The following is a 13310-nucleotide window of genomic DNA, read 5'->3' as shown; positions in this document are numbered from 1 at the left end:
CGCCCTTTGGCTCTCACCAAGGGGGGCTTTCTTGTAGAAAGAGGAACCTATGTCAACTTTTTCCGGATTTTATAAAAAATCACGCCAAGAGCGCATTGATATTCTCCGTCAGAATCGTTCCCTATCCGAAGATAGCTTAGACATTCTATACAAAGACAAAAACCTGCCAGAAGCAATTGCGGGAAAGATGGCAGAAAATCATCTAGGAACATTTTCCCTACCTTTTTCTGTACTTCCTGAACTGCTCGTGGATGGACAAACTTATTCTGTACCGATGGTTACTGAAGAACCTTCTGTGGTTGCAGCTGCGTCTTTCGGAGCCAAAATCATCGCTAAATCTGGCGGTTTTACAACGACTATTCACAACCGTATCATGATTGGACAAGTTGCTCTCTACGATATTTCGGACCATAGCAGAGCGACACAGGCGATTCTTGACCAGAAGGAGAGTATTTTAGAAACTGCCAATCAAGCACACCCTTCTATTGTTAAACGAGGGGGCGGTGCAAGAGAATTGACTGTTGAGAGTAAGGATGAGTTTTTGATTGTCTATCTTCAAGTTGATGTACAAGAAGCCATGGGAGCCAATATCCTCAATAACATGTTAGAAGCTGTTAAGGATGACTTAGAAGAGCTCAGCAAGGGACAGGCTTTGATGGGAATCCTCTCCAACTATGCAACGGAGTCACTGGTCACCGCCCAATGCCATATTGCCATCTCTAGTCTGGCTACCAGCTCTGCCATTGCTCAAGAAACTGCTCAAAAAATAGCCCTGGCAAGCAAACTGGCGCAAGCGGACCCTTATCGTGCTGCGACACATAACAAAGGGATTTTTAATGGTATAGATGCTGTCGTTATCGCTACAGGAAATGACTGGCGGGCAGTCGAAGCCGGGGCTCATGCTTATGCCAGCCGTGATGGGCAATACAAGGGGCTTTCTACTTGGTCCATTGATGGCGAGCACTTGGTCGGCTCCATCACCCTACCTCTTCCGATCGCCTCCGTCGGTGGCTCTATCGGGCTCAATCCAAAGGTAGCTGTCGCTTTTGACCTTCTCCAACAACCAAAGGCACGCCAATTAGCTTCTATCATCGCTTCTGTCGGTCTCTGTCAGAACTTTGCTGCCCTGCGTGCTCTTGTTACTTCAGGGATTCAGGCTGGTCATATGAAGCTCCAGGCAAAATCCCTAGCACTACTTGCTGGTGCCGAGGAGCATGAAGTAGACCAACTAGCCCAACTCCTGCGGAAAGAAAAGCACAGCAACCTAGAAACTGCTCAAAAATTATTAGCAAAAATGAGAGAACATTAAAAAGAGGGACTCCCTCTTTTTTAATTTATTATTTGCTCCATACGAAACTTTTGCGGTTTCATTCCTTGGCGTTCATAAAAACGGACAGCTCCTGCATTGTCAGCCCATACATCCAAGGTAAGATTGTGGCAACCCTGCTCCTTAGCATAGGAAAGAGCAAATTCATAAAGTTGCTCGCCAATTTTTTGACCACGCGCCGAATTGGCTACACACAAATCATCAATAAACAAGGTTTTAACTGGTTCTAAAACATCGCCTGTTGCGGTAGATAATTCACAAAAAAGATGCCCAACCACTTGTCCCTCTAGCTCAAAGACAAAAATAGGCTTATCTGGATTTTCCAAAAGTGCTACTAATTCAGCCTCAGAAAATTTTTGACCTGCACTTTTAAAAATATCTGGTCGTGCCTGGTAATGCACCTGTAAAATATCTTGAAGCAATTCATTTAAAACTGGAATATCAGATTGTCTAGCTTTACGGATTGTCATAAAAAATCTTCCCTTTTTTATTTTTTCTATTATAACACATGTTTATTTTTTAACAAAATAGGTCTACAGACCGATGAAGAATCTGAAAATTCGAGTATACTATAAGTGTATCCTAAAATTTTTCATAAATCTCCTAAAAAATCAGCTGGCCAAAGCTGGTTTTTTTGTTGTCTTAAAACGAGAATATGTACTGTAGAAAACTACTAATAGTCAATGAAAATCAAAATTATCCGTTGTCAAGAGCCTTGATGAGTGAAAAACTCCAGTGGAGGTTTTCAACCTATTACCTTGAAATAAGAAAGTAACAGAGTTCTATCTTCGGCTTCGTTTCCTAGGCTACTTTTGATTTTCATTGAGTATAAAGCTTCTCCATCTTTGACGCAAAGTGTTTTTGTCCCTTATTTGCCCCTTAAACAAGAAAAAAGCCTACTGCACAACGTAGAAACGTTGATACAATAGGCTTTTTTCACGTTATTCCTCGCTCTTTTATTTCTAGGCGGGGGATAAAACAGTCTATCCCCAGTTTTGCTCTCCCGTTTTCAAGCAAAAGATAAAAAGGTCCACTGGACCTTTTTATTATTTTACAGCGTCTTTAAGAGCTTTACCAGCTTTGAATGCTGGAACTTTTGAAGCTGCGATTTCGATTTCTTTACCAGTTTGTGGGTTGCGACCTTTACGTGCTGAACGCTCACGAACTTCAAAGTTACCAAAACCGATCAATTGTACTTTTTCACCAGCTGCAAGGTAGTCTGCTACTGCTCCGAATACTGCATCAACAGCTGCTGCTGAGTCTTTTTTAGTCAATGAAGTTGCTTCTGCAACTTTTGCAATCAAATCTTGTTTATTAGCCATTTGCTAAGTCCTCCAATAATTTTCTGAGTTATTACTCACTTCTATATAGTACCGAATTTTAGGCGTTTGGTCAAGTTTTTAATGCTATTTTACTGTCTTTTTCTGTAGATATCAACAATGAATTGATCGTTGTACAAATCAATCGTATTCGCCTTTCCATACAGACCAAATTTGTTCTTCAGTTCTGTCAGTTGAACCTGTACTTGCGCTTGTTCTGAGTCTATTTTTACAAAGGCAGGTAGTTTATAATTTTTTTGTAAATAGGCTAATACCTCTGCTTTCGGCAAGGATAAACTTCCAGCTGATATTTCTATTATCCGTAACAAAATACTGCCATCTTCCATTTTGCTAGGTTGAAAATAAATATAGAGTGGGATAGTCACACCAAAAATCTGATAGCTACCTTCAAAAACAACTTGCTGACTCGTTACGAATAATTGATAGGAAAACTCTTCCGTCTGATAATCTTTTAGATAGTTAGTGAGGGTTTGGTTGAGCTGTTCCCTATTAGTGGAGAAGGTCCCAACCTTGGTATCTTCTGTACTAGTCTGAACGAGCTTTGTTAAATCCTCTCTATCTGTTTGAATCCGTGTATAGAGGACTATTCCGCAACCAATCAATAAAGCCATCTGGGCTAAAAATAGCCATTTCCAAATATTAAGGTTCCCAGCTTTCCGTGGTCTCATTCATTCTCTCCAATATCGCTTTTTTCATAATCTCATATCCAGTATTATTGGGATGGAAACTGTCTTCCTCATACAGTAAATTATTGGTAACTTGGCTACCATTTTGACTAATACCAGCCTCCCCTTCCAATCCTTTATAGAGCAAATCATTGATTGGAACAAAGTAGACATGTTGATATTTTTCAGTTATCTGTTCTGTCATAGTATTCCAATTATCAACAATTGTCTGCATTTCTGTCAATTCAGGAAAATTGAGGTAGAGTGGATTGTAAATCCCGACAACATAGATGGGAAGATTTGGATTATTCTTACGCGCTGTCTTAATAATCGTATCCAATCGTTTTCCGTAATCTTTTGCGGGCTTATCAAAAGTTGAAACTTTGAGATTGGCAATGTTTTTAATAATAGCCTTGCGCAAATCGTTGCCACCAACTGTCAGAGTTAACAGATCTGCTGTTTTTAAGTAGCTTATCAGCTCTCCATCTTCCTTCATTCGCTTAAGAATCTGATTACTGGTATTCCCAGAAACTCCGAAATTTTTATAATCTACTTCATAACCATAATCGTTAGTTAGAGATTGAGCCAACAAGGGAACAAAGCCCCCCTGTCCAGTTGTATCTCCAACACCCTCTGTCAAAGAATCACCAAGTGCCACATATCGAAAACTGATTTTTTCTGATACGGTAAGCTCTTGTCTGGAGATACGAGATGAAGCAACAGGAATAAGTTGATGAAATAGAAAAATCGACCCTAGAATTGCCAGAAAAAAGAAAACAAAGCCTTGAATCAACTTCCTGTTATTCATAACGAATCAAAATAGCCCAAGCATCCTCACCGGTATGAGTTTGAATAATGGAGCCTGTCTCTAAGACAGAAATTTCTTTTGAGACGTACTCTTGTAATTGACCCTTCATTTCATTTGCAAAATCTGCCGTTCCTGAATAGGAAATACCAATCTCGGCTACTTTTTTATCTGCTAGAGTTGCCGTGAACTCTTCCAGCCATTTTTTAAAGGTCTTATTGCCTCGTCCCTTGACAATCGGAGTTAGCTGATGGTCTTTCATTTCCATGATGACACGGATATTGAGTAGGCTACTCAACATCCCTTGAACACGTCCAATACGACCACCCTTGACTAGATTTTCTAGGGTTGATACACCGATGTATAATTCCGTTTTTTCTTTGACTGTTTCAATAGCTGCAAGGATCTCTTCTTTGCTGGCACCAGCTTGTGCCATGCGTGCTGCTTCTACAACTTGGAATTTTTCAGCCTGATCTGTAAAGCTTGAATCGAGTATTGTCACATCAGCACCAGAAAGGGTTGCACCTTGTCTAGCAGCTTCTACTGTCCCTGATAAGGCATGCGACAAGAGAATGGCAATAATCTGACTGCCGTCTTTAGCCAATTCAGCAAAAGTTTCCGCAAAGAGTCCTACTGGGGGCTGACTTGTTTTTGGCAAGTTTTTTGACCCACGCATGAGCTCCAAGAATTCTCCTTCTTTTAAATCGTTGTCAGAGTATACGACTCCGTCAACCATTACAGATAATGGAACAACTGTTATATTCAATTCTTCGACCAAACTGGGTTCGATAGTCGTACTTGAATCCGTAACAATCTTAATCTTTGACATATTTCATCCTACAATTCTCTTCAATTTTGCCATCTATTATAACAAATTTTGACCAAAAAATAAACTTTGGACATAAGCAAAAAGGCTAGTCACCTAACCTTTTTCTACTAATTCTTTTGCTTGATTACGGGCTGCATCTGTGATTTTGTCACCGGCTAACATCTTGGCAATTTCCTCAATACGCTCTTCTTTGGTCAAGAGACGGACACGAGAAACGGTCGAATGTTCATCGGATATTTTCTCAATAAAGAACTGATAATCTGCAATAGCAATGACTTGTGGTAGATGGGAAATAGCCAATACTTGCCCATATTGTCCGATTTTGTAAATTTTCTGGGCAATTGCCTGGGCCACACGTCCAGATACCCCTGTATCCACCTCATCAAAGACAATAGAAGTTTTACCTTCTTTACGGGCAAAGGCTGACTTAATGGCCAACATCAACCGAGACAATTCTCCTCCAGAAGCCACCTTAACCAGAGGCTTGAAGTCTTCACCTGGGTTGGTGGAGATGTAAAATTCTACCGTTTCATTTCCTTCTCGATTAAATTTTCCTTTGGTAAATCGAACTTGGAAACGAGCTTTCTCCATATACAAGTCTTGCAATTCTTGGCGGATAATATCTTCTAAAACAACAGCTAATTCATGGCGTGATTGGCTGAGCTGACCTGCTCGTTCAACCAATTCTTTCTCTAAGTTCTTAAGCTGAACTTCCAAATCATCACCAGATAAATCATTGCCTGTCAATAGATTGTATTCTTCACTGATTTTACTAAAATAGTCCAAAACATCATCGACAGTTCCACCATACTTCTTCGTAATGGTATTGAGCAAATCCAGACGACTTTCCAATTGCAAGAGACGATTGCCATCAAAGTCTAGATTGTCCACCACATCACTGAGACGCTTGATCACATCTTCAACGACATAATAAGCTTCTGTCAGGCTAGAAGAGAGCTGTTTGTAGTCTGGATCAAATTCTTCCAGACTTTGCAAGTCACTCATAGCTGAGCGTAGGTTGTTCAAGCTTGAAAAATCTTCATTGTCTAATAGTGCATAGGCATTGGTCAGTGTATCTGCAATTTGTTTGTGGTTGAGCAGTTTATCGCGTTCCTGATTGAGTTGAATATCTTCGCCAGACTTCAAGTCTGCTGCTTCGATTTCAGCAATTTGGTATTCCAACATCTCAATCCGCGCCTTGTGTTCTTGCTCATTTTTTTGCTTTTCAAGAACTCGTTTACGAAGACTACGATAGGCATCAAAAGTTGTCTGATAACGGTCTTTAAGACTCCAAAACTCAGCTTCTCCGAAACTGTCCAAAAGACGGATATGGTGTTGAGACTTCATCAATTCTTCCTGGTCATGTTGACCATGAATATCTACTAAATATTGCCCAATCTGTTTCAAGACAGATAAATTGACCATTTGTCCATTGACACGGCTAACCGAACGGCCATTTTGTAGGATTTCACGACGGATAATGAGTTCGTCAGCTACTTCAATCCCCTGTTCAAGCAAAATCTGCTCGAGAGCTCTGCTATTTTCAAAGGAAAAAAGCCCTTCAATCTCAGCCTTGGCGGCCCCATGTCTGATAACATCTGTCGTCGCACGCGCCCCTAGCATCAGATTCATGGCATCAATGATAATGGATTTACCTGCACCTGTTTCACCAGATAGGATGGTCATCCCGTTTTCAAAATTCAGTGATACCTGCTCAATAATGGCGAAGTTTTTAATGGACACTTCTAGTAACATGGCTACCACCCTCTAACCGTCTGTTCGATTTGCGAAATAATACCTTCGTTTGTAACGATGAGCAGAATACTGTCATCATCAGCAATCACTGAAAAAACATGTTCTTGAAATTGTTCCAAAATCTGGCGTTTTACCACAGCAGAACTTCCGGGTACCAGACGGAGATTAATCATTTTATCCATCACTGAGACTTCAAAAACATTCTGCGATTTTACCTTAACAAGACCTGCCTTTGGTAAACCGTAAATATATCCCTTATCTGCTGATGGAACCTTAATAATGCCAAGTTCCTTGATGTCACGTGAAACCGTTGCTTGTGTCGCATTGACACCCATTGCTTCTAGACGTTCAACAATTTCTTCCTGTGTATCAATAGGAAATCGGACTACCAAATCTTTAATGACTTCTAATCTTTCTCGTTTATTCATCCTTTTTAAATTCCTCATGTGCTTGATAGACTGTAGTTGTTATGACCTCTTTATCAATCTGGTTTGGTTGTGTTGATTTTTCTAAGTGCGCTAAAAATTCGATATTGCCATGACCGCCTTGAACAGGGGAAAAGCTAAGGGCTTTCACTGAGAAGCCTGTTTCCACGGCCATGTTTGTCACTTCTTCCAAAACTTTCAAGTGAACGGATTTATCCTTGACAATGCCATTTTTCCCAATCTGTTCACGTCCAGCCTCGAATTGAGGTTTGACAAGGGCAACAACCTGGCCGCCCTCCGCTAAAATACGATGGAGTGCTGGTAAAATCAGACTCAATGAGATAAAGCTGACGTCAATGGACGCAAAACTTGGTTGACCAAATTCGAAATCTTCCAACTCAGCATAGCGGAAATTGTACTGTTCCATGCTGATCACACGTTCGTCCTGACGCAATTTCCAAGCCAGTTGGTTGGTGCCGACATCCACTGCATAGACCTGCTTGGCACCAGCCTGCAACATAACATCCGTAAATCCGCCTGTCGAAGCCCCAATATCAATCGTCGTTTGACCCTCAACTGATAATTGGAAAACCTGCAAGGCCTTCTCCAATTTGAGACCACCACGGCTGACATACTTGAGTTTTTCCCCCTTGAGTTTGAGTTCAATTCCCTCATCAATTTTCTCGCCGGGTTTGTCATAACGTTCGCCATTGATGACCGACACAACCAGTCCAGCCATGACGCCGCGTTTGGCCTGCTCCCGCGTCTCGAAAAGCCCCTGTTTAAAAGCTAGTACATCTACTCTTTCCTTAGCCATTGATTCGTAAACTTTCTATGATTTCTTTGATTTTTTCTGTTGAAAATGGGACTTGTTTAGCCACTTGATCTAGCTCGCTGATTGCTTGATTCAAGCTATCTTCTAGAAATATTTTTGAGGCTTCCAAGCCCATTAGGGCAGGGTAGGTAGACTTCTCAGCCACTACATCTTTTTGGGGAGTTTTTCCGATTTCCTCAAAAGTGGCTGTCACATCCAAAATATCATCCCGAACTTGAAAGGCTAGACCAACTAATTGACCTGCTTGTCGCAAATGGTTGATGACCGCATTCGATTGTCCTGCAATCAAACCTGCTGCTACAAAGGGAAAGGTCAATAATTTCCCTGTCTTATTGGCATGAATGGCTTGTAATTGCTCTAAGGTCAGATTCTGCCCTTCACCAGCCATATCCAATATTTGACCAGCAACCATTCCAAAGGTCCCAGATGCCTGGGAAAGCTCTCTCACGAGAGCAAGGATGGTCTCAGCTGGTAAATCAACTTGGGCTAGGAAACCAAATGGATCTAGAAAGAGACTATCCCCTGCTAAAATAGCTGTTGCTTCATCGTAAACCTTGTGGTTGGTCAAGCGACCACGACGGTAATCATCATTATCCATAGCAGGCAGGTCATCATGAATCAAACTTCCCGTATGGATCAACTCGACACATGCTGCCACTTGGTAATGAGCTTGTTTTAATTCCATTCCAAAGGACTCTAAGATGGTCAATAAAAGCAAGGGGCGGATTCGTTTCCCGCCAGCCTGTAGCGAATAAAGAACCGATTGGTTGAGGCGTTCTGCTACCTGAGGTTGGTAAAAGTCTGCCATGGCATCCTCAAGTCGCTGCAATTTACTTGCAACCATTAGTTCATCTCCGCTTCACTGCCATCCGCCTGCATGACCTTGACCAAGGTCTTTTCAGCTTCTGCTAGTGTCTTTTGTAGGTCTTTCGATAGGACCATTCCTTTTTGAAACTCAGCAAGTGCTTCTTCCAGAGCCACATCGCCTCGCTCCAGTTTGGTTACGATTCCTTCTAATTCAGCTAAGTTTTCTTCAAATGTTTTCGTCTGTTTGGACATGTTTTACCTCCACATCAAGTTGACCATCCTTCATCTGGATGGTTAGGTTTTCACCCATCTGTACATTTTCTACACTATCAATCACCCGACCATCTTGACGAATCATGGCGTAGCCACGGGCCACGATGCGACTAGTATCCAGCATGGTCAAGGCCTCAATCAGCTTATCTGCCTTGGCCATCTTATTATCATAGATATTGGCCATATTGCTCTTCAAGAGTCGTTCCTGCTGGATAATTCTCTCTTGGAAACTCTCTACTTTACGACCTGGATGCACACCTTGTAATCGTTGCTGTAGTAGGAGACTAGCCTGTTTCTGCTGGCTATATAGTTCTTTCATCCGTGTCTGCAATTGATTGGTCAAGCGGTCTAATTTTTGTAAATAACCATCATACAGGCGTTCAGGCTGGCGGAACATGACTGACTGGCTAATCTTATCAAGCTGACCTCTCAGGAATTTCAAACGATTGATCATGGCCTGATAGGCTCTATTTTCCTGCTGATTGAGGTAGCCCAGTAAGTCTGCCTTGGTCACAGGTGTTGCTAATTCTGCAGCAGCTGTTGGGGTAGCAGCTCGTTTATCTGCTACAAAATCAGCCAAGGTCGTATCGGTTTCATGACCTACGCTGGAAATGATAGGAATACGGGATTCAAAAATTGCCCGAACCACAATTTCCTCATTGAATGCCCAAAGGTCTTCAATAGAACCTCCACCACGACCAACAATCAGAACATCCAAATCATCCCGTTCATTGGCTCTTTGAATATTGGTAACAACCTCCTGAGCAGCACCATCTCCTTGCACCTTGGTCGGATAGAGAACAATCTCTACGCCTGGAAAACGTCGGCTAACGGTTGTAATAATATCCTGAATAACAGCTCCACTTGGACTGGTAATGACACCGATTTTCTTGGTAAACCGAGGGAGGGTCTGTTTGAATTCTTCTTTAAATAAACCTTCCTGTGTCAGAGCTTGTTTGAGCTGTTCAAACTTGATAGCCAAGGCTCCAATACCATCTGGCTCAGCTTTTTCAATGACAATGGAATAAGAACCATTTGGTTCATAGAGCTGAATGCGCCCGATGACATTGATTTTCATTCCCTCTTCAAGCTCAAAGCCCAGATTCTTATAGACGCCTGCCCACATGGTCGCTTGGATGACCGCCTTGTCATCCTTGAGCGAAAAATATTGATGGCTAGGGCGTTTACGGAAGTTGGACACTTGACCTGTCAAATACACCTTCTCCAAATACGGATCGCGGTCAAACTTTAATTTTAAATACTTAGTTAGATGACTAACCGATAAATATTCAACCATGTCCACTCCTTCTATATTGTATCCCTACTATTATACCAAATTTTGCACTTTTATACAGAACTAGGCCTATTATTTCCGATAGCTTTCCTGTGTTTTTTTCAACAATTTGCTATATAATAGTTTGTGAGAAAATAAGAACTTGTTGACAGGTTCTAAGGAGATTTATATGAAAATTGATGATTTACGAAAAAGTTCTAATATTGAGGACCGCAGGGGACAATCCAGTTCTAACTCATCTTTCTCGTCTGGTTCATCTGGCGGAAATGTCCTATTGGGACTACTCTTTTCACGACTTGGTTGGAAAGGAAAACTACTTGTTCTTGTCCTTTTATTAGCCTTCGGAGGCATGTCAAACCTTGGTGGGTTGCTTTCCCCATCAACAGGGACTAATCCTTACCAATCGAGTCAAGTCACAACGACTGGTACAGATGTGTCTGATGCAGATGCTGAATTCATGAGTAAGGTTTTAGGATCGACAGAAGATTTTTGGACCCAAGAATTTAAAGCCAATGGTTTAACCTACAATGCACCGACTATGGTTTTCTATACTAACCAGACCCAAACCGGGTGTGGAGTTGGTTCCGCCCAAGCCGGTCCATTCTATTGCTCTGCTGACCGCAAGATTTATATTGATACTTCTTTCTATCAAGAATTATCTAGCAAATATAAGGCTGCTGGTGACTTTGCCATGGCTTATGTCATCGCTCATGAAGTTGGTCACCATGTTCAAAATGAATTAGAAGTTCTTGGGGCTTACCATCAAAAACGGGCTCGACTATCCGATAAGGAAGGCAATGCGCTAAATGTTCGCCTAGAATTGCAAGCTGACTATTATGCAGGAGCCTGGGCCAAATATGTTGATGGACAGGGCATCTTGGATGCTGGTGATATTGACGAAGCTATGAATGCTGCCCATGCAGTTGGTGACGATACTCTTCAACAGGAAGCCTACGGCCGTACCGTTCCAGACAGTTTTACCCACGGTACTTCTGAGAAAAGGAAAAAATGGTTTAATCTCGGTTATACCTATGGTGACCTTGCTCACGCCGATACATTCTCCGTAGAGAACCCTTAACCTCTACGCTATCAATAAAAGCTCCTGTAAAATTGCAGGAGCTTTTATCAATACAGTCTACTTATACAGCCGAGATTGACTGCCGATCTATTTTTTACGTCCAGTTAATTCTCTGGTACGATGTTGTTTTTTATGCTCTGTGTGTGAGTGCCGGTTCTTTTTCGAACGATCTTTCTTTCGTTCTTTGCCTTCTTTCTCTTTCTTCTCTTTCGGAACCTTCTCTGTTCGTGGCGCCACTACTTCTAATCCCGCAGCAGAAGCAATTTGATCACCATAAATATAGTGAGTATACTTATTGAAATTCTTTATCACTGCGATGAGAGAGAAGGGCTTTTCTGATTGCTTTTCTATTTCTGTCTCTATTTTGTAAGTGACAGTCTGCACATCTCTGCGGTAGTCTCGAAAGAAAATTTTGGAGAAACGATTTTCGTCCTTCCATTTATTAAATATAGCATTACCCATAAGCCCTGCAGACCAGCCCCATTGCGCATCAAATTCTCCCTTTCCATTTTCAAATGCCCTATACTCATCTCCACCAGCACCTTCTGACTTATAGTGATTTAAAATATCCGTATTACTTTGATCCACTAACTTAGTTAGTTTTAAGCCATCTGGAAGGATAAAATAGTATCCGCCAATCGATTCATAGAATGCCCATTCTCCAGCTTTGAAAGTCACTTCCCACTCAATTTTTTTATCAGTTACGGAAGTTGTTTTTATCAAAACAGATTGCTGTAATTGAAATGGTTTACCTGGATAGTTCGTATCTTGAATATAGGCTGGTTGTTTCTCATTCGGCAATTCTGGAGTAACAGGGAGGGATTCCATATCCAAATTATGTTCAGCTGACCTTACAGCACGCGGTGTAAATTCAGAAAGGGTTGAATCCTCAGCCTTTGTTTCTGGGGTTGCTTCAGCCTTTGGCTCAGAAATGATGTTCTCGACTTCCTCCAGTTTAGAAGACTGGTTTGGAACTTCATCATCTAGAATTTCTCCATTCTCAGCTTCTTTTGTAGCTTGCTCTTCAACCGTCAACGGCTGTTCTTCTAGCATTTGGTTAGAATCTATCGTCACAAGGCTTGCATCGGTTGATACCTCCGTATCCGCCTTGATATGTGATACATTCGCAGTCATTGTAACACCTAATAGGGCACTGCTTACTAGTAATCCAGCTATCATTTTTGTTTTTTTCATAAAATACTTTAACCTCTCTTCATTAATTATTTTCGGCAATTTTCCTTCCAAAATCTATCCTGCTATTTGATACGACCGTTTCTTTTTCCAGCAGATTTTCTTCTCGTATTCGTCCATGCAGGATCCCCATATAGATTGGAAAGAGAAAAATTAAACTATACTTCGCATGACATAGTAAGGCAAGCCCTACTAATTCTGGAATAATGATTAGAAAAATATTCGGATGTCTTACGGTTTGAAATAGCCACTGATGGATAGGATGGTAGGTTTCCCCGAATAGTTGTCCAACTGTCCACTTGTCTCCTAAAATTCTTCTCAGATAATATAAGGTTGCCATCGCAGAAAATAACATCACGAACCCCAATCCACTAAACCAGTCAAATAGGGGCTGTTTTATTAGTGCTTCACATAAGCATGAAAAGTAAAATACCATATGTGCAACTAACCGCCATTTGACATTGTGGATGCTGTCTTCTATTCCACCAGTAAGCACTGTTTTCTCTTCATTTTCAAGAGCTATTCGCAAACAATATAGCCTCAGCAAAACAACCAAACCGACTGAAAAAATAATCACGATAATCCCTCCTTCTACTATTGAATTACAGACTTAGTATATCAAGTCAATCCATTTTCACCCTGCCCATGTTCTATTTTTTATTTATTTTTGTTGGTTGACTAGTGGA

15 protein-coding genes are annotated in these 13310 nt (G+C 41.3%); 2 read left to right on the top strand and 13 right to left on the bottom strand.

Annotated elements, in window-relative coordinates; translation table 11 throughout:
- Window positions 1-49: 49 nt before the first annotated feature.
- The gene (locus GPW69_RS02585) at window positions 50-1309 is read left to right on the top strand and encodes a hydroxymethylglutaryl-CoA reductase, degradative (protein ID WP_074391551.1); all 1260 of its coding nucleotides are present in this window, start codon (window positions 50-52) and stop codon (window positions 1307-1309) included.
- Between the two features lie 20 nt (window positions 1310-1329).
- On the opposite strand, the gene GPW69_RS02580 is transcribed toward GPW69_RS02585, so the two are convergent.
- The 11 genes from GPW69_RS02580 to xseA form a co-directional block, all read right to left on the bottom strand.
- A complete protein-coding gene (locus GPW69_RS02580) occupies window positions 1330-1797 on the bottom strand; it encodes a GNAT family N-acetyltransferase (protein ID WP_029171938.1) in 468 nt (155 codons plus the stop codon).
- Window positions 1798-2373: 576 nt separating this feature from the next.
- Window positions 2374-2649 (bottom strand): HU family DNA-binding protein, encoded by a 276-nt coding sequence (locus tag GPW69_RS02575; protein WP_024385016.1) that lies wholly within the window; start codon window positions 2647-2649, stop codon window positions 2374-2376.
- An 89-nt stretch (window positions 2650-2738) separates the two neighbouring features.
- Entirely contained in the window at window positions 2739-3335 is a 597-nt protein-coding gene (locus tag GPW69_RS02570; RefSeq protein WP_024385017.1) for a YpmS family protein, read from the bottom strand.
- On the bottom strand, window positions 3307-4140 hold the full coding sequence (locus tag GPW69_RS02565) for an SGNH/GDSL hydrolase family protein (RefSeq protein WP_002936251.1): 834 nt from the start codon (window positions 4138-4140) through the stop codon (window positions 3307-3309). Before GPW69_RS02565 ends, GPW69_RS02570 begins: the two co-directional genes overlap by 29 nt.
- Window positions 4133-4966: a DegV family protein gene (locus GPW69_RS02560; RefSeq protein ID WP_024385018.1), complete on the bottom strand. Its 834-nt coding sequence runs from the start codon at window positions 4964-4966 to the stop codon at window positions 4133-4135. Before GPW69_RS02560 ends, GPW69_RS02565 begins: the two co-directional genes overlap by 8 nt.
- 93 nt (window positions 4967-5059) lie before the next feature.
- Window positions 5060-6721, bottom strand: a complete 1662-nt coding sequence (recN, locus tag GPW69_RS02555) for a DNA repair protein RecN (RefSeq protein ID WP_074391552.1) — start codon at window positions 6719-6721, stop codon at window positions 5060-5062.
- A 2-nt stretch (window positions 6722-6723) separates the two neighbouring features.
- Window positions 6724-7149: an arginine repressor gene (locus tag GPW69_RS02550; protein WP_002936261.1), complete on the bottom strand. Its 426-nt coding sequence runs from the start codon at window positions 7147-7149 to the stop codon at window positions 6724-6726.
- Window positions 7142-7963, bottom strand: a complete 822-nt coding sequence (locus tag GPW69_RS02545) for a TlyA family RNA methyltransferase (RefSeq protein WP_074391553.1) — start codon at window positions 7961-7963, stop codon at window positions 7142-7144. Before GPW69_RS02545 ends, GPW69_RS02550 begins: the two co-directional genes overlap by 8 nt.
- Complete coding sequence (locus GPW69_RS02540; protein ID WP_074391554.1) at window positions 7956-8825, bottom strand: polyprenyl synthetase family protein; 870 nt, start codon at window positions 8823-8825, stop codon at window positions 7956-7958. The genes GPW69_RS02545 and GPW69_RS02540 overlap by 8 nt, the downstream gene beginning before the upstream one ends.
- Complete coding sequence (locus GPW69_RS02535; RefSeq protein WP_002942935.1) at window positions 8825-9040, bottom strand: exodeoxyribonuclease VII small subunit; 216 nt, start codon at window positions 9038-9040, stop codon at window positions 8825-8827. Before GPW69_RS02535 ends, GPW69_RS02540 begins: the two co-directional genes overlap by 1 nt.
- Window positions 9015-10358, bottom strand: a complete 1344-nt coding sequence (gene xseA / locus GPW69_RS02530) for an exodeoxyribonuclease VII large subunit (protein ID WP_024408666.1) — start codon at window positions 10356-10358, stop codon at window positions 9015-9017. The genes GPW69_RS02535 and xseA overlap by 26 nt, the downstream gene beginning before the upstream one ends.
- A gap of 166 nt (window positions 10359-10524) precedes the next feature.
- Between xseA and ypfJ the strand changes: the two genes are divergently transcribed.
- Complete coding sequence (gene ypfJ / locus GPW69_RS02525; protein ID WP_074391555.1) at window positions 10525-11433, top strand: KPN_02809 family neutral zinc metallopeptidase; 909 nt, start codon at window positions 10525-10527, stop codon at window positions 11431-11433.
- Between the two features lie 87 nt (window positions 11434-11520).
- On the opposite strand, the gene GPW69_RS02520 is transcribed toward ypfJ, so the two are convergent.
- Together GPW69_RS02520 and GPW69_RS02515 are read right to left on the bottom strand one after the other, a co-directional pair.
- Window positions 11521-12627, bottom strand: a complete 1107-nt coding sequence (locus GPW69_RS02520; protein ID WP_141668701.1) for a hypothetical protein — start codon at window positions 12625-12627, stop codon at window positions 11521-11523.
- 22 nt (window positions 12628-12649) lie between these two features.
- Window positions 12650-13201, bottom strand: coding sequence for an isoprenylcysteine carboxylmethyltransferase family protein (locus tag GPW69_RS02515; protein ID WP_074391557.1), 552 nt, complete (start codon window positions 13199-13201; stop codon window positions 12650-12652).
- Between the last annotated feature and the right edge of the window lie 109 nt (window positions 13202-13310).

It is taken from the genome of Streptococcus suis (assembly GCF_902702775.1).
GTDB lineage: Bacteria > Bacillota > Bacilli > Lactobacillales > Streptococcaceae > Streptococcus > Streptococcus hashimotonensis.
Note: the sequence above shows the minus strand (reverse complement) of the source record. Positions and strands in the feature narration are given on the sequence as shown.